This window comes from Bacillus safensis (genome assembly GCF_039619585.1).
Taxonomy (GTDB): domain Bacteria; phylum Bacillota; class Bacilli; order Bacillales; family Bacillaceae; genus Bacillus; species Bacillus safensis.
The window spans coordinates 558,326-574,567 of sequence record NZ_CP154909.1 but is presented as its reverse complement, the minus strand read 5'-3'; the positions used below and the strand labels follow the sequence as shown (position 1 = coordinate 574,567).

Here is a 16,242-nt window from a genome sequence, read left to right as displayed (position 1 = left end):
ATGTCACCTCATTTCTTAAAATGATTATATCCTTTTTTCATTAACATTGTTTGTTGATCATTGTCTTTTAACATAACACTGGCTGCTTGATCATCTTTGACTTGTCCAATACGTGTGATCTGAATGCCTTCTTTTTGACATTGCGATTCAAAGCTTTCCCAATCAGATTCTGGTATCGTACCAGTTAAAACAAAGTCTTCTCCTCCAAACAAAACCCATTCAAGCCAGTCTTTGCGCAGCACCTGTAAATCTGGATGAATTGGAAGCTTATCAGCTTCTATCTCGATCATCACACAGCTCGCTTCGGCTATCTCATTCAACTCACTCGCTAATCCATCACTCACATCATTCAAGGTCACACGCGGGAAACTTGAACAAATGTGTCCAGCAGCAATATGAGGCTGAGGCATTTTATGACGCTTAAGAAAAAAATCAGCATCGACCGCCTTAGAAGGGGCTGCTTTGTTCATTAAGATTGATAACCCAGCAGCTGATGAACCGAGTTCACCTGTGACAAAGACAACGTCTCCAGTCTGCGCACTGTGACGATAACAAGCTTTTCCCTTTGAAACCTCACCAATCACCGTCACGGTAATGACAAAGTCACTGCGGGTGGCCACTGTATCTCCACCAATCAAATCCATATGATAAGAGTCAGCCAACGCTTTCATTCCCTCGTAAAGTTCCGTGACGATTGTCTCATCACCATGAGGCGGGATCGCAATTGAAACAAGATAATACTTTGGGGTCCCTCCCATTGCAGCGATATCACTGACATTGACTGCCACTGCCTTAAAGCCAACTTCAAATGGTGTGGAAAAGTCAAAACGAAAATGAACATGCTCCACCATTGTATCAACACAAACGACCTCTTCACAATGTGAATGAGGTTGATAAACACTTGCATCATCACCGATGCCCATGATCAAAGAGCGCTGATATGTATCTTTTGGTGTGATTCGGCGAATAAGATCAAATTCATCCATAAAAAGACAGCCCCTTCTTGCAATCAATTGGTTAAGTAGACATGAGGTCAAACACAGTTAGTATTAGTGTAGCGAATATAAGTCTCAGTTCCAACTAAAAATGATATAAAGAAAGCCTGGTGTGAAAAAACCAGGCTGAGTTGAGGTAATCTATCTATTCTTTCTTATAGTGTAGCCAAACACAAATCATTTCATTGCAACTTGGGTACTTGTAGAAAGAAAAAGACATAAAAAAAAACGAAACTATACGTTTTCGTTTACAAGTCATAAAAATGGCGGTCCGGACGGGACTCGAACCCGCGACCTCCTGCGTGACAGGCAGGCATTCTAACCAACTGAACTACCGGACCATTTTGGTTGCGGGGGCAGGATTTGAACCTGCGACCTTCGGGTTATGAGCCCGACGAGCTACCGAACTGCTCCACCCCGCGATGATATAAAGATAACAAGCTTGGCGGCGTCCTACTCTCACAGGGGGAAACCCCCAACTACCATCGGCGCTGAAGAGCTTAACTTCCGTGTTCGGTATGGGAACGGGTGTGACCTCTTCGCTATCGCCACCAAACCTGATGGAGAGAATGTTCTCTCAAAACTAGATAACAATGTTCATGCTTCACATTAGAATATAGGTTAAGTCCTCGATCTATTAGTATCTGTCAGCTCCACGTGTCACCACGCTTCCACCTCAGACCTATCAACCTGATCATCTTTCAGGGATCTTACTTCCTTGCGGAATGGGAAATCTCATCTTGAGGGGGGCTTCATGCTTAGATGCTTTCAGCACTTATCCCGTCCGCACATAGCTACCCAGCGATGCCCTTGGCAGAACAACTGGTACACCAGCGGTGCGTCCATCCCGGTCCTCTCGTACTAAGGACAGCTCCTCTCAAATTTCCTGCGCCCGCGACGGATAGGGACCGAACTGTCTCACGACGTTCTGAACCCAGCTCGCGTACCGCTTTAATGGGCGAACAGCCCAACCCTTGGGACCGACTACAGCCCCAGGATGCGATGAGCCGACATCGAGGTGCCAAACCTCCCCGTCGATGTGGACTCTTGGGGGAGATAAGCCTGTTATCCCCGGGGTAGCTTTTATCCGTTGAGCGATGGCCCTTCCATGCGGAACCACCGGATCACTAAGCCCGACTTTCGTCCCTGCTCGACTTGTAGGTCTCGCAGTCAAGCTCCCTTGTGCCTTTACACTCTGCGAATGATTTCCAACCATTCTGAGGGAACCTTTGGGCGCCTCCGTTACATTTTAGGAGGCGACCGCCCCAGTCAAACTGCCCACCTGACACTGTCTCCCTGCCCGATAAGGGCAGCGGGTTAGAAGGTCAATACAGCCAGGGTAGTATCCCACCAATGCCTCCACCGAAGCTAGCGCTCCGGTTTCCAAGGCTCCTACCTATCCTGTACAAGCTGTACCAACATTCAATATCAGGCTGCAGTAAAGCTCCACGGGGTCTTTCCGTCCTGTCGCGGGTAACCTGCATCTTCACAGGTACTATAATTTCACCGAGTCTCTCGTTGAGACAGTGCCCAGATCGTTGCGCCTTTCGTGCGGGTCGGAACTTACCCGACAAGGAATTTCGCTACCTTAGGACCGTTATAGTTACGGCCGCCGTTTACTGGGGCTTCAATTCGCACCTTCGCTTACGCTAAGCGCTCCTCTTAACCTTCCAGCACCGGGCAGGCGTCAGCCCCTATACTTCGCCTTACGGCTTCGCAGAGACCTGTGTTTTTGCTAAACAGTCGCCTGGGCCTATTCACTGCGGCTTCTCGGGGCTTTAACACCCTAAGAAGCACCCCTTCTCCCGAAGTTACGGGGTCATTTTGCCGAGTTCCTTAACGAGAGTTCTCTCGATCACCTTAGGATTCTCTCCTCGCCTACCTGTGTCGGTTTGCGGTACGGGCACCTCTCACCTCGCTAGAGGCTTTTCTTGGCAGTGTGGAATCAGGAACTTCGCTACTAAATTTCGCTCGCCATCACAGCTCAGCCTTTACGGGAAACGGATTTGCCTATTTCCCAGCCTAACTGCTTGGACGCGGATATCCAATACCGCGCTTACCCTATCCTCCTGCGTCCCCCCATTGCTCAAATGGTGAGGAGGTGGTACAGGAATATCAACCTGTTGTCCATCGCCTACGCCTTTCGGCCTCGGCTTAGGTCCCGACTAACCCTGAGCGGACGAGCCTTCCTCAGGAAACCTTAGGCATTCGGTGGACGGGATTCTCACCCGTCTTTCGCTACTCATACCGGCATTCTCACTTCTAAGCGCTCCACCAGTCCTTCCGGTCTGGCTTCACAGCCCTTAGAACGCTCTCCTACCACTGTTCGTAAGAACAGTCCGCAGCTTCGGTGATACGTTTAGCCCCGGTACATTTTCGGCGCAGAGTCACTCGACCAGTGAGCTATTACGCACTCTTTAAATGGTGGCTGCTTCTAAGCCAACATCCTGGTTGTCTAAGCAACTCCACATCCTTTTCCACTTAACGTATACTTTGGGACCTTAGCTGGCGGTCTGGGCTGTTTCCCTTTCGACTACGGATCTTATCACTCGCAGTCTGACTCCCAAGGATAAGTCATCGGCATTCGGAGTTTGACTGAATTCGGTAACCCGGTAGGGGCCCCTAGTCCAATCAGTGCTCTACCTCCGAGACTCTTACCTTGAGGCTAGCCCTAAAGCTATTTCGGAGAGAACCAGCTATCTCCAGGTTCGATTGGCATTTCACCCCTACCCACACCTCATCCCCGCACTTTTCAACGTGCGTGGGTTCGGGCCTCCATTCAGTGTTACCTGAACTTCACCCTGGACATGGGTAGATCACCTGGTTTCGGGTCTACGACCACGTACTCATGCGCCCTATTCAGACTCGCTTTCGCTGCGGCTCCGCATCTTCTGCTTAACCTTGCACGGGATCGTAACTCGCCGGTTCATTCTACAAAAGGCACGCCATCACCCGTTAACGGGCTCTGACTACTTGTAGGCACACGGTTTCAGGATCTATTTCACTCCCCTTCCGGGGTGCTTTTCACCTTTCCCTCACGGTACTGGTTCACTATCGGTCACTAGGGAGTATTTAGCCTTGGGAGATGGTCCTCCCGGATTCCGACGGAATTTCACGTGTTCCGCCGTACTCAGGATCCACTCTGGAGAGAACAACATTTCAGTTACAGGGCTGTTACCTTCTTTGGCGGGCCTTTCCAGACCTCTTCGCTTATATCGTTCCTTTGTAACTCCGTATAGAGTGTCCTACAACCCCAAGAGGCAAGCCTCTTGGTTTGGGCTGTTCCCGTTTCGCTCGCCGCTACTCAGGGAATCGCATTTGCTTTCTCTTCCTCCGGGTACTTAGATGTTTCAGTTCCCCGGGTATGCCTTCTCATACTCTATGTATTCAAGTATGGATACTACTCCATTACGAGCAGTGGGTTTCCCCATTCGGAAATCTCCGGATCAAAGCTTGCTTACAGCTCCCCGAAGCATATCGGTGTTCGTCCCGTCCTTCATCGGCTCCTAGTGCCAAGGCATCCACCGTGCGCCCTTTCTAACTTAACCATTTCTTACTTTAGAAAGAATCACTATGTGTGATGAACTTTGCATTGCATTCAATGTGAATGTATTACTTATTGTTATCTAGTTTTCAAAGAACAATCCTGTCTCGCTAGAGACATGTTTTGAAGGAATGATCCTTCAAAACTAAACAAGACGAAAACGTACGCTGCTCCATATATCCTTAGAAAGGAGGTGATCCAGCCGCACCTTCCGATACGGCTACCTTGTTACGACTTCACCCCAATCATCTGCCCCACCTTCGGCGGCTGGCTCCATAAAGGTTACCTCACCGACTTCGGGTGTTGCAAACTCTCGTGGTGTGACGGGCGGTGTGTACAAGGCCCGGGAACGTATTCACCGCGGCATGCTGATCCGCGATTACTAGCGATTCCAGCTTCACGCAGTCGAGTTGCAGACTGCGATCCGAACTGAGAACAGATTTATGGGATTGGCTAAACCTTGCGGTCTTGCAGCCCTTTGTTCTGTCCATTGTAGCACGTGTGTAGCCCAGGTCATAAGGGGCATGATGATTTGACGTCATCCCCACCTTCCTCCGGTTTGTCACCGGCAGTCACCTTAGAGTGCCCAACTGAATGCTGGCAACTAAGATCAAGGGTTGCGCTCGTTGCGGGACTTAACCCAACATCTCACGACACGAGCTGACGACAACCATGCACCACCTGTCACTCTGTCCCCGAAGGGAAAGCCCTATCTCTAGGGTTGTCAGAGGATGTCAAGACCTGGTAAGGTTCTTCGCGTTGCTTCGAATTAAACCACATGCTCCACCGCTTGTGCGGGCCCCCGTCAATTCCTTTGAGTTTCAGTCTTGCGACCGTACTCCCCAGGCGGAGTGCTTAATGCGTTAGCTGCAGCACTAAGGGGCGGAAACCCCCTAACACTTAGCACTCATCGTTTACGGCGTGGACTACCAGGGTATCTAATCCTGTTCGCTCCCCACGCTTTCGCTCCTCAGCGTCAGTTACAGACCAGAGAGTCGCCTTCGCCACTGGTGTTCCTCCACATCTCTACGCATTTCACCGCTACACGTGGAATTCCACTCTCCTCTTCTGCACTCAAGTTTCCCAGTTTCCAATGACCCTCCCCGGTTGAGCCGGGGGCTTTCACATCAGACTTAAGAAACCGCCTGCGAGCCCTTTACGCCCAATAATTCCGGACAACGCTTGCCACCTACGTATTACCGCGGCTGCTGGCACGTAGTTAGCCGTGGCTTTCTGGTTAGGTACCGTCAAGGTGCGAGCAGTTACTCTCGCACTTGTTCTTCCCTAACAACAGAGCTTTACGATCCGAAAACCTTCATCACTCACGCGGCGTTGCTCCGTCAGACTTTCGTCCATTGCGGAAGATTCCCTACTGCTGCCTCCCGTAGGAGTCTGGGCCGTGTCTCAGTCCCAGTGTGGCCGATCACCCTCTCAGGTCGGCTACGCATCGTCGCCTTGGTGAGCCATTACCCCACCAACTAGCTAATGCGCCGCGGGTCCATCTGTAAGTGACAGCCGAAACCGTCTTTCATCCTTGAACCATGCGGTTCAAGGAACTATCCGGTATTAGCTCCGGTTTCCCGGAGTTATCCCAGTCTTACAGGCAGGTTACCCACGTGTTACTCACCCGTCCGCCGCTAACATCCGGGAGCAAGCTCCCTTCTGTCCGCTCGACTTGCATGTATTAGGCACGCCGCCAGCGTTCGTCCTGAGCCAGGATCAAACTCTCCGAAAAAGTACAAAACCGAAGTTTTGCTTTTCGCCAGTTTGACTGACTACCTATGAAGTTTCATAGGATTTTTTTATAAAAACTCGAATTAACAGGTACGTTTTGTCTTGTTTAGTTTTCAAAGATCATGTTCAAAATGGAGCGGGTGATGAGAATCGAACTCACGACATCAGCTTGGAAGGCTGAGGTTTTACCACTAAACTACACCCGCGTGGTTTGTATTGGCGCGCCCGAGAGGAGTCGAACCCCTAACCTTTTGATCCGTAGTCAAACGCTCTATCCAATTGAGCTACGGGCGCTTAATCAGGCGACTTAATTATCTTAACATATCGTTTTTCTTAAGTCAACATCTTTTTAAAATTTGTTTGCCGCATGTGTGTGAACGTCTGCGTTTCAAATACGTCATCAGCGACGAATAAAAATATACCATGAATCACATAAAAGGGTCAATACATTTTTCTAAAAAAGTTTCATGTTTTTTAAAATTGATTTTTTCTTAGATCAATAGACATGTAATAGCCCTATTTTCTTCTCTTTCTTCATAATTCCAATGATTCTTAAATAAAATCTTTCTAAATACAAAGGAGGACAAAACATGGCCACATAGAATTTTTATTTATTGGAAAATTCTTAATACTTTTCCAGACATTTAAAGGAGGTAGGAGATGATGAAAAAGTTTATCGCTTTTCAAATCATGATCGCTTTGGTGATAGGAGCTCTTATCGGCCATTTCTTCCCTGACTTCGGAATGGCACTCAGGCCAATTGGAGATGGATTCATCAGGCTGATTAAAATGATCGTTGTTCCAATCGTTTTCTCAACCATTGTAATTGGTGCAGCCGGCAGCGGCGGCATGAAGAAAATGGGCAGCCTTGGATTAAAGACGATCATTTGGTTTGAGGTCATCACAACCATCGTTCTTGGGATCGGATTATTATTGGCAAACGGGCTAAAGCCTGGGGTTGGCCTCGATTTCTCTAAATTAGCTAAGAAAGATATTGGGGAATTAGATGGTTATACTGAGAAGGTCGTTGACTTTAAACAAATGGTATTAGATATCATTCCAACCAATATCGTCGATGTTATGGCTCAGAATGATTTACTTGCTGTCATTTTCTTCGCCATCTTATTTGGTGTAGCGGCAAGCGGCATCGGTAAAGCTTCTGCTCCTGTTCTCACCTTCTTTGAATCAGTGGCACAAATCATGTTTAAGCTCACACAGATGGTGATGGTGACAGCACCTATTGGGGTTCTTGCATTAATGGCTGCTTCTGTCGGCCAATATGGCATTGTTTTATTAATCCCAATGATGAAGCTTGTCGGGACTGTATTTTTAGGATTATTCATTATTCTCTTTGCTTTATTCCCTCTGGTCGCACTGATCTTCCGTTTTAACTACTTCGAAGTATTAAAAATGATTTGGGATTTGTTCCTTGTTGCCTTCTCTACTACGAGCACTGAAACTGTCCTTCCTCAATTGATGGAACGAATGGAGAAATACGGGTGTCCAAAAAGAATCGTTTCCTTCGTGATTCCATCTGGTCTTTCTCTCAATTGCGATGGATCAAGTTTATATTTATCGGTTGCCTGTGTATTCCTTGCACAAGCGTTTGGTGTAGACATGAGTCTGTCACAGCAGCTTTTGATGATGCTGGTTCTTGTATTAACGAGTAAAGGTATTGCAGCTGTGCCATCCGGTTCACTCGTTGTTCTTTTGGCAACCGCTCATGCAGTCGGTCTTCCAGCAGAAGGCGTCGCCATCATAGCCGGTGTTGACCGAATTATGGATATGGCACGAACAGGCGTGAATGTTCCAGGGCATGCCGTAGCATGTATTGTCGTATCTAAATGGGAAAAAGTATTCCGTGAGTCAGCGTGGGAAGTTCCTAAAGCTGGTGAAGAAACAAAAGGGATGTAATGTTATATGAAGGAAAGGGTTCACCCTTTCCTTTTTTATGCTAAAAATGTTTGCTTTAGTACGGCTTTTCCTTGAGGTTGCAGCTGCACTTCTGCATATGCCCCATTAATCAGCGTCATTTGCGGCGGGACATGCCCACAATCTATATCGTAAAAAATGGGGATTTGTAGTTCCTTTTGTAATTCTTCATATACATCCTGATACTGATACCCTTCAACAGGCACATCTACTGCACTTCTCCCAAACATCATACCTGAACAGTGATCAAACCACCCTGCTAGTTTTAATTGAACAAGTGATCTCTTCACGCTTGCAGCATTTAATTCACAGTTTTCGAAATACCAGAGAATTGGTTCATCTTTTATGAATATTTTCTGAAAAGTTTTGACGTCCCCATAAGGTGTCCCTGCTAAATGACGTATGACATCAATGCAGCCACCCAGCAGTCTTCCCTTTACTGTCTTTTCTTGTTGATCAATCGTATGCCATGAGGTCGATTCTGTTAAATGAAAGACATGTTTAATCGGATCGTCACGCTTCCATTCCTTTTGATACATAGATGAAGAAAACTGACTTATGTCCATTTCGCCTTTTGTTGAAAGTACTTCTTCCCACATGACAGTCGTTTGATCAAGTTCTTCTCCCTGAAGATCTACTAAGTTCGGCCCATGCGCTGTAGCAATGCCTGTTTTTAATGTCAACGCCAGCAGGAGTGCACTCGTATCTGAGTATCCTAGAATCCACTTTTTTTGCATGGATGAGAAATCAAGGTGCTCTAACACTTCCATAAGCAGCTGTCCTCCCCATGGCGGGATGATGTGATCAATCTCCTCACATGTCATCATGTACTGAAGTTCGTTTGCTCGTTCTATCGCAGGGGCAGATTTTGCCTTTTCCTGATGCCAGACCGTCTCTCCACATATAACATCATAGCCTCTATTTTTCATTCGTTCACATGAAAGCTGAAACATGTCATGCAAAGATGGCTGTACACCTGAGGAAGGTGCTGTAACGCCAATTGTTTGTCCTTTTTGCAAATACGGAAATTGTATCATTGTGCTTCCCTACCCTCTCTCATTTATAAAGAAGATGCCCCTGTTAGAAGGGACATCTTCTTTTATTCCTTTTGACGCAGTACAGTATAGACTCCTACAAAGATACATAGAATCCCAATGAATGAGCGTATCCCCATCTCTTCACCTAAAAGCAGCCAGCCGAGAGCTGCCCCTACGATCGGTTGAAAGAAGAAGAACAGACCTCCGCTCGAGGCATCCATCAATTGAAGCCCTCTATTCCACAAAAAGAATGCTAGAGCTGTTGAGATGATGCCTAGATAAAGAATACCGCCCCAAATCTCCGGCCTGGCCATCTGCTCCACATCTAGATGAGGTAAACGAAATAAAGCAGGTGGTGTTAAGACAATGAATGCAATGATGATCGCATATGTGGTCGTCACGACTTGAGGGTATTTTCCTGGAACTCGTTTCAGCAAAACAGACATCAGCGCCCAAGTTAAAGCAGCGAAAACTAATGAAAGACCGCCAACAAATTCATCTGTTTGCACTGCGACTGGTCCAATCATGAGCCATACACCTGCTGTCGCAAGCAGGATGGATGCGCACTTTCGAACAGTCATGGCTTCTTTTAATAGAAAGAACGCAAACAGCACCATAAAAGCAGGGGTCGCAGATGTAATCACAGCCCCCATTTGTGCCGACGTATACATGGTGCCAATTTCTTGGGTCACAATTGATAGGAAATTTCCGATCAATCCGATCATGACAACAAGCGGGATATCTTTTTTATCTAATCGAAAGGAATAGCCCAAGCGCCAGATGGTGCACACCAGCACGATTCCTGCTACAGCATATCTCATCCATACAAGCTCAAGCGGCGGAACCACCGCTACTGTTACTTTGACAACAACGTACATGCCGCCCCAAATACTTGCAGCGATTGCTAGGTAAAGGGCGCCTATATATTTTTCCTTCATCTTTTCCCCTCCGTTACTGGATATATTGACCGCCATATCCACAAACGGAGATCACTCTCCGTTATGGACGGAGGGTGTTTGGTACATCATGTTCAAATAAAGGCTTCCATAGCATTGTCGTCACCTCATTTGTTTTTATTTTCAGACTACTTTATAACAAATTCTGGTTGACTTCAATCCTTTTTTGTCACCATTTTTCTTCATATAATAGAAGATAAACGGGTATTGACATGCTGAATTCGTTTTCATATAGTAAGTAAAACTATAGGTGGCCACGAAGAAAAGGAGTAGAGGACGTTGGATATTGAAGCGAGGAAACACATTCCCAGCACGGAACATGAACCGTTTCTTGAGGGAATAAAAGATTGTGTGCCAACCCTGCTCGGTTATATGAGTATTGGGTTTGCCTTCGGAATTGTTGGAATTAGCGCACAGTTAAGTATATGGGACATTGCGCTTTTATCGATTTTTATTTACGCAGGTGCTTCACAGTTTATTATCTGTGCACTGCTTGTGACAGGGAGTCCCCTTTCTGCTATTATTTTCACCACATTTATTGTGAATCTGCGTCATTTATTGCTCAGCCTGACGCTTGCTCCTCATTTTACACGCTACTCTGTGAAACAAAATATTGGGTTCGGTCTTTTGCTGACTGATGAATCCTTCGGTGTAGCGATGAATAAATTAGCGCAGCAAGGAAAGCTGAATAACAGGTGGATGCACGGACTGAACATAACAGCGTATTTATGCTGGATTGCAGCCTGCATACTTGGCGGCATTTTTGGACACTGGATTTCAAATCCTGAAGCGCTTGGTCTTGATTTTGCTTTATCAGCGATGTTTGCCGCACTGCTAGTCCTTTCGTTACAGACAGTACCCAAAAATAAGTTAACTCATCGCCTGTCGCTTGTGTTGTATATGGTCGTTGCCATGTTTGTTCTGCTTCATTTTGTTCCATCACATGTGGCTGTTCTCATAGCTACTGTACTTGTCGCAACCATTGGGGTGGTGACAGATAAATGATAAGCAGCTTTATGTTATGGCTCATTGTTGGTTGTATGATCGTCACCGTCATTCCGAGAGTCGTACCCTTTATATTTGTACGGAGTATTCAGCTGCCTGAAGTGGTGCTGAAATGGTTATCGTTTATTCCTATTTGTATCTTTGCAGCTTTGATTGCAGAGCATCTCTTCATCCATACAACAACAGGCACAGGCGTCACTATCCACTGGATGTATCTGGCTGTCTTGACTCCTACTGTACTCATTGCTGTTTGGACAAAAAGCCTGTCACTTACTGTTCTTGTCGGCGTCATGCTGATGGGCACTGCTAGATGGTTTTTCTAAAAGAAAAAGCTTAACCACATGTGGTTAAGCTTTGTTTCATTTGACGATTCCGTATACAAATCCACCATAACCTTTTTCCCCAACAGTTTGAATCGCTGTTGCCTCTATTCTCGGCTCTTGTTTGAGTAAATCGAAAAATTCACGAGTTCCTTGTACTCGTTCATCCTCATCAGAGTCATGAAGGACTGCACCATTTCTGACGACATTGTCTGCAATAATGACTGTTCCCTTTTTCGAGAAATCTAACGCCCACTTCAGATATTTCGGATTGTTCGGTTTATCTGCATCAATGAAAATGAAATCGAATGGAAGCGCAGCCTTCTCTTTTAACTGAGATAACGTATCTAATGCCTTTCCTTCCAAAATGCTCACCCGTTCCGATAAGCCCGCTCTGCTGATGTTTTGCTGTGCGATCTGTACATGATGGCTGACAGCCTCTAATGTGATGAGTTCCCCATCCTCCTCAAGAGCACGTGCCAGCCAAATAGTACTGTATCCACCGAGTGTCCCGATTTCTAAAATGCGCTTTGCATTCTTCGTTTTTGCTAATAAATAAAGCATTTTCCCTTGGGCTGGTGACACATCAATTTCTGGCAGACCCGCTTGCTTATTATGAGTAAGGGCTTGCTCCAATACATCATCTTTAGGGATCAGCTTGTCTGTGATATACTCGTCGACTTTCTCCCACACGTGCTCCATTTCATCCATCTCCCTTGATTATGTCTTCTCTCTCAAGTCTACATGATGATCGTGAGAGCGTATAATCAATTCTTTTCACATATCTATTCATTTTTTTGATGAAAAACATGTGATGAGGAATACATGAAGCAACCTACTAGTTTCGGTTCTACTCGTTCAGCTTATTTTTGACATCCCCTTTTTTATCTTGGAGCTTTCCTTTTGCTTGATCCTTTTTCCCTTCTGCTTTCAAGTTTTGATGATCGGCTGCTTCACCAAGCTTTTCTTTGACTTGACCTTTGACTTGATTTGTTTTTCCTTTCGCTTTATCCATATGTCCTTTTTCTTTACTCATTTTTTCCACCTCCACGTTTGATACTATTCATTTAGCCTTTTTGAAAGATACAAAACATCTGAGTGTGCGATGTACACGTTTCAGGTATGATAGACATACTGGAAAGAAGGGTGGGTGTTCTCATTAATGATCATCTCTAAAAAGATATTCACAGTGCGTGGGTTGACCTATCATATTCGGTCCGCTTCAGCGGCTGATGCCAAGCAGTTATCAGCTCTCAGACTGAAAATCGATGGTGAAACAGAATATTTAGACCGTGAACCAGGCGAAGCCTTTCTTGATGAAAAAGCATTTGAGGCTTTGATTCAAGAGGATACTAAACAAAGCCGGCATTTATTTTTGGTCGCTGCTATTGAAGGAAAAATTGTCGGTTTTTCAAGATGCGAGGGCCATTCACTCAAGCGATCTGCTCACAAAGTGACATTTGGCGTCGCCATCCAGAAAGATGCTTGGGGCTATCACATCGGGAAAGAGCTTTTAGCCGCTTCAATCGACTGGGCAGATCAGCAGGGTATTCAGAAGATGTCACTTCAAGTGCTGGAAACGAACAAAAAAGCCATTCGGTTGTATGAGAACCACGGCTTTTTGATTGAAGGCGTATTAAAAAACGATAAACGGCTGAGTGACGGATTATATTATGATACTGTTGTGATGGGCAGACAGCGGCCAAGCTCCTGACTACTTACATCACATAGCCCCATATCATTGAAATCGCACTGTATATCAGAAGCAGCCCCATCACATACTGGAACGGTTTTTCGTAAGCAGTCAAAAAACGCTTATACAAAGAGCCAAATAAGCTCCAGCTGAATGTACCGAGAAAGCCAATGAGTGCGAGAATCAGCGTCCATATGACATACTGCATATTAGATTGTCCATATGGCAAAACAAATGTTGAAATCACAGTCAATCCATACAAGATCGCTTTTGGGTTGATAAATTGCAGCATCATACCAGGGATAAAATGATTGTAGCGATCAAGTGTTTCGTCATCTCCGCCTTTACTTTTCATGATTTTGACCGCTAAATAAATCATGTATGCAGCTCCGATGAACGCCATGACCCAGCCTATTTTCGGCATCACTTGATAAAGAATGATATTAAAGAAACAGCTCAAACACAAAATAACGAGAAATCCGATCCCCACACCTAAACAAAAGCGAAATGTTTGCTTGACCCCATATTTATTCGTAAAGACCATGGCCATGATGTTGTTGGGCCCTGGGGTAAAGCTGCTAACAAAAGCATAAATCAACATAGATACAATCAAAATGCCGCCTCCCTTATACGTTATATAGACTTTAATTACTTTATTGCGTATGTTGCGTTTTATTGTAACGTTCGGTCTTTATAAAGTAAATAGAGAAAGGAGTTTTTTCATGGAAGACGTACAATCGATTATTTCTAAAAATGTGAGGCTACTTAGAGATCAAAAAAAATTGAGCCTCGAAAAGATGGCAGAATTAACTGGTGTCAGCAAGACGATGATTGGACAAATTGAAAGAGGAGAATCGACCCCTACCATCACGACTTTGTGGAAAATCGCCAACGGATTAAAAGTATCTTTTAGTGAGCTCATTCACTCACCGCAGCCTGAAATCAAGGTAGTACGCAAGGAAGACGCACAGGTTTTAACTGAGGACGACGGCCGATATCGTGTGTACACGACTTTTCCTTTTGATGACCGGGGGAAATTTGAAATGTACCGAGTGGAAATTGATCGAGGCGGGTCGCTGCGTGCGAATGAACACATTGGAGGAACAGAGGAATTGATCACTGTTTTTGAGGGAGTCCTTGATTTATCCATTGGTGATGAACAATACACCTTAAAAGCCGGAGACTCTATTCGTTTTAAAGCGGACCGGACGCACACGTATCAACAAACCGGGGAACAAATGGTCCGAATGCAAATGATTCTTTATTATCCTCATGAAAAAAGCTGACAGGCTTGTCCACCTGTCAGCTTTGCGTTTTATTTAATTAAATCCTGGGTCGCGTACCACTGTTCCAGTAAATGTGACTCTATATTTTCCTAATCCTAATTCTTCAATAGAGGTTTGTTTTAAAATCCCGACCCAGCCATCCTCTGCATATACAATACTTTCTGGGATGTTTGATGTCGTATATGTTCTTGTTACTGAAACAGTTCGACTGGCCTGAGCCGTTATTTCACTGTTTGTTTGCTCCTTTGCTTCCACTGGAGCAATTGTGACTCCAGCACCCGTTAAGACAATTGCTCCAACCAAAACAGAAGACATGACCTTTTTCATAAAAAAATCCCTCCCTTTTTTGTTGAACGTATAAACTATACCATAATTTAGAACTTTTGTAAGTTTATTTTTTCATTCTTTTGAAAATTATGATATCATTGTCTTATGCTGGATAGAGCGTGTTACACACTTCTATGCTTTTATCCTCATCTCAATCTAGTGAAACAATTGTGAACGGAGGTGATTTCATGAAAAAATGGCTCATCTGTTTTCAACTTGTTTTCCTCTTCACTTTGACGACCACACCATTTGCTTCTGCCGCCTCATGTCCTACGGTGAAACCATGTGTCATTGATCCTTAAGCATAAGAAAAAGCCGATCAAACCTATTCTCTTGATCGGCCTTTTTATTTATTTTTGCTCTGCTTCCCAGCGGGCAACCTCTTCTCTTACTTTAGGAGCCACTTCTTTTCCAAATAGCTCAATGGCTTTTAGCACTTGATCATGCGGCATTGAACCAACCGGTACATGAAGCATAAAACGTGTGATGCCTACATTTTTTCTAAGGTGAATGATTTTCTCTGCCACGGTATCTGGATCTCCTACATACAGTGCGCCTTCTAAAGTTCTGGCTGCATCAAACGTAGAACGAGTATAAGGTCCCCAGCCTCGCTCTCTCGCTAATGTGTTCATCACATGCTGTGTAGATGGGAAGAATTGATCTGCTGCCAGGTCTGTTTCTGCCGCAACAAATCCATGAGAATGTGATGCTACAGTTAATTTCTCAGGGTCATGTCCAGCGTGCACTGCCGCTTGCTTGTACAGCTGAACGAGCGGTGCGAACTGTCTAGGACTTCCGCCAATGATTGCGAGTACAAGCGGTAACCCTAGTAATCCAGCACGTACAACAGATTCACGGTTACCTCCACTGCCTATCCAGATTGGAAGCGGATCTTGAACAGGTCTTGGATACACGCCAACATCCTGAATGGATGGGCGATGCTTTCCGCTCCATGTGACACGCTCTGACTGCTGTAATTTGAGCAGCAAATCAAGCTTTTCTTCAAATAATTCTTCATAGTCATCAAGGTCATAGCCAAAGAGCGGGAATGATTCAATAAATGAACCACGGCCTGCCATAATTTCTGCACGTCCGTTTGATAGTCCATCCAGCGTTGCAAAATCCTGAAATACACGAACAGGATCTGCTGATGAAAGAACTGTCACTGCACTTGTCAGACGAATATTTTTTGTTTGTGTGGCTGCAGCCGCTAAGACGACAGCTGGATTCGATGCGGCGAAATCCTCACGGTGATGCTCACCTACGCCAAATACATCGAGACCGACTTGATCTGCTAAAATAATTTCTTCTACTACTTCTCGAATACGCTGTGCGTGACTGACTGTTTTTCCTGTTTGAAAATCGGGTGTTGTTTCAACAAATGTACTAATTCCTAGTTCCATGATGGGAACC

At 45.3% G+C, this 16,242-nt stretch carries 13 protein-coding genes, 4 tRNA genes and 3 rRNA genes; 5 read left to right on the top strand and 15 right to left on the bottom strand.

The window, feature by feature from the left end:
* Nucleotides 1-8: 8 nt before the first annotated feature.
* The 8 genes from thiL to AAYR28_RS02810 form a co-directional block, all read right to left on the bottom strand.
* Nucleotides 9-986: a thiamine-phosphate kinase gene (gene thiL / locus AAYR28_RS02845; protein WP_041115977.1), complete on the bottom strand. Its 978-nt coding sequence runs from the start codon at nucleotides 984-986 to the stop codon at nucleotides 9-11.
* Between the two features lie 273 nt (nucleotides 987-1,259).
* Nucleotides 1,260-1,336, bottom strand: a tRNA-Asp gene (locus tag AAYR28_RS02840).
* A 4-nt stretch (nucleotides 1,337-1,340) separates the two neighbouring features.
* Nucleotides 1,341-1,417, bottom strand: a tRNA-Met gene (locus tag AAYR28_RS02835).
* An 18-nt stretch (nucleotides 1,418-1,435) separates the two neighbouring features.
* Nucleotides 1,436-1,551, bottom strand: a 5S ribosomal RNA gene (gene rrf, locus AAYR28_RS02830).
* A 61-nt stretch (nucleotides 1,552-1,612) separates the two neighbouring features.
* Nucleotides 1,613-4,543 (bottom strand): 23S ribosomal RNA (locus tag AAYR28_RS02825).
* Nucleotides 4,544-4,725: 182 nt separating this feature from the next.
* Nucleotides 4,726-6,274 (bottom strand): 16S ribosomal RNA (locus AAYR28_RS02820).
* The 16S, 23S and 5S rRNA genes sit together here with 4 tRNA genes alongside, the layout of an rRNA operon.
* Nucleotides 6,275-6,405: 131 nt before the next feature.
* Nucleotides 6,406-6,479, bottom strand: a tRNA-Gly gene (locus tag AAYR28_RS02815).
* Nucleotides 6,480-6,490: 11 nt separating this feature from the next.
* Nucleotides 6,491-6,567: transfer RNA gene (locus tag AAYR28_RS02810), tRNA-Arg, on the bottom strand.
* A 369-nt stretch (nucleotides 6,568-6,936) separates the two neighbouring features.
* On the opposite strand from AAYR28_RS02810, the gene gltP reads away from it, so the two are divergent.
* Nucleotides 6,937-8,187 carry a glutamate-aspartate/proton symporter GltP gene (gltP, locus tag AAYR28_RS02805; RefSeq protein WP_024425437.1) on the top strand — a complete coding sequence of 417 codons (1,251 nt, stop codon included), beginning with the start codon at nucleotides 6,937-6,939 and terminating at the stop codon, nucleotides 8,185-8,187.
* Between the two features lie 35 nt (nucleotides 8,188-8,222).
* On the opposite strand, the gene AAYR28_RS02800 is transcribed toward gltP, so the two are convergent.
* A complete protein-coding gene (locus AAYR28_RS02800; protein ID WP_345808926.1) occupies nucleotides 8,223-9,242 on the bottom strand; it encodes a S66 peptidase family protein in 1,020 nt (339 codons plus the stop codon).
* Nucleotides 9,243-9,304: 62 nt separating this feature from the next.
* On the bottom strand, nucleotides 9,305-10,180 hold the full coding sequence (locus tag AAYR28_RS02795; protein WP_144496831.1) for a DMT family transporter: 876 nt from the start codon (nucleotides 10,178-10,180) through the stop codon (nucleotides 9,305-9,307).
* A 297-nt stretch (nucleotides 10,181-10,477) separates the two neighbouring features.
* On the opposite strand from AAYR28_RS02795, the gene AAYR28_RS02790 reads away from it, so the two are divergent.
* Nucleotides 10,478-11,203, top strand: coding sequence for an AzlC family ABC transporter permease (locus AAYR28_RS02790; RefSeq protein WP_041116816.1), 726 nt, complete (start codon nucleotides 10,478-10,480; stop codon nucleotides 11,201-11,203).
* A complete protein-coding gene (locus AAYR28_RS02785) occupies nucleotides 11,200-11,526 on the top strand; it encodes an AzlD domain-containing protein (protein WP_034284067.1) in 327 nt (108 codons plus the stop codon). The genes AAYR28_RS02790 and AAYR28_RS02785 overlap by 4 nt, the downstream gene beginning before the upstream one ends.
* Nucleotides 11,527-11,562: 36 nt before the next feature.
* On the opposite strand, the gene AAYR28_RS02780 is transcribed toward AAYR28_RS02785, so the two are convergent.
* Together AAYR28_RS02780 and AAYR28_RS02775 are read right to left on the bottom strand one after the other, a co-directional pair.
* The gene (locus tag AAYR28_RS02780; protein ID WP_345808925.1) at nucleotides 11,563-12,225 is read right to left on the bottom strand and encodes an O-methyltransferase; all 663 of its coding nucleotides are present in this window, start codon (nucleotides 12,223-12,225) and stop codon (nucleotides 11,563-11,565) included.
* 148 nt (nucleotides 12,226-12,373) lie between these two features.
* On the bottom strand, nucleotides 12,374-12,559 hold the full coding sequence (locus AAYR28_RS02775; RefSeq protein ID WP_034284069.1) for a CsbD family protein: 186 nt from the start codon (nucleotides 12,557-12,559) through the stop codon (nucleotides 12,374-12,376).
* 126 nt (nucleotides 12,560-12,685) lie between these two features.
* Between AAYR28_RS02775 and AAYR28_RS02770 the strand changes: the two genes are divergently transcribed.
* Entirely contained in the window at nucleotides 12,686-13,237 is a 552-nt protein-coding gene (locus AAYR28_RS02770; protein WP_070326733.1) for a GNAT family N-acetyltransferase, read from the top strand.
* A gap of 4 nt (nucleotides 13,238-13,241) precedes the next feature.
* On the opposite strand, the gene AAYR28_RS02765 is transcribed toward AAYR28_RS02770, so the two are convergent.
* Nucleotides 13,242-13,829: a LysE family transporter gene (locus AAYR28_RS02765; protein WP_075622433.1), complete on the bottom strand. Its 588-nt coding sequence runs from the start codon at nucleotides 13,827-13,829 to the stop codon at nucleotides 13,242-13,244.
* A 109-nt stretch (nucleotides 13,830-13,938) separates the two neighbouring features.
* On the opposite strand from AAYR28_RS02765, the gene AAYR28_RS02760 reads away from it, so the two are divergent.
* Entirely contained in the window at nucleotides 13,939-14,502 is a 564-nt protein-coding gene (locus AAYR28_RS02760; RefSeq protein ID WP_252050124.1) for a helix-turn-helix domain-containing protein, read from the top strand.
* A 33-nt stretch (nucleotides 14,503-14,535) separates the two neighbouring features.
* Here the strand turns inward: AAYR28_RS02760 and AAYR28_RS02755 are convergent, their stop codons facing one another.
* Together AAYR28_RS02755 and AAYR28_RS02750 are read right to left on the bottom strand one after the other, a co-directional pair.
* Nucleotides 14,536-14,829, bottom strand: coding sequence for a hypothetical protein (locus tag AAYR28_RS02755; protein ID WP_252050123.1), 294 nt, complete (start codon nucleotides 14,827-14,829; stop codon nucleotides 14,536-14,538).
* A gap of 350 nt (nucleotides 14,830-15,179) precedes the next feature.
* The gene (locus AAYR28_RS02750; protein ID WP_345808924.1) at nucleotides 15,180-16,232 is read right to left on the bottom strand and encodes an LLM class flavin-dependent oxidoreductase; all 1,053 of its coding nucleotides are present in this window, start codon (nucleotides 16,230-16,232) and stop codon (nucleotides 15,180-15,182) included.
* Nucleotides 16,233-16,242 lie beyond the last annotated feature (10 nt).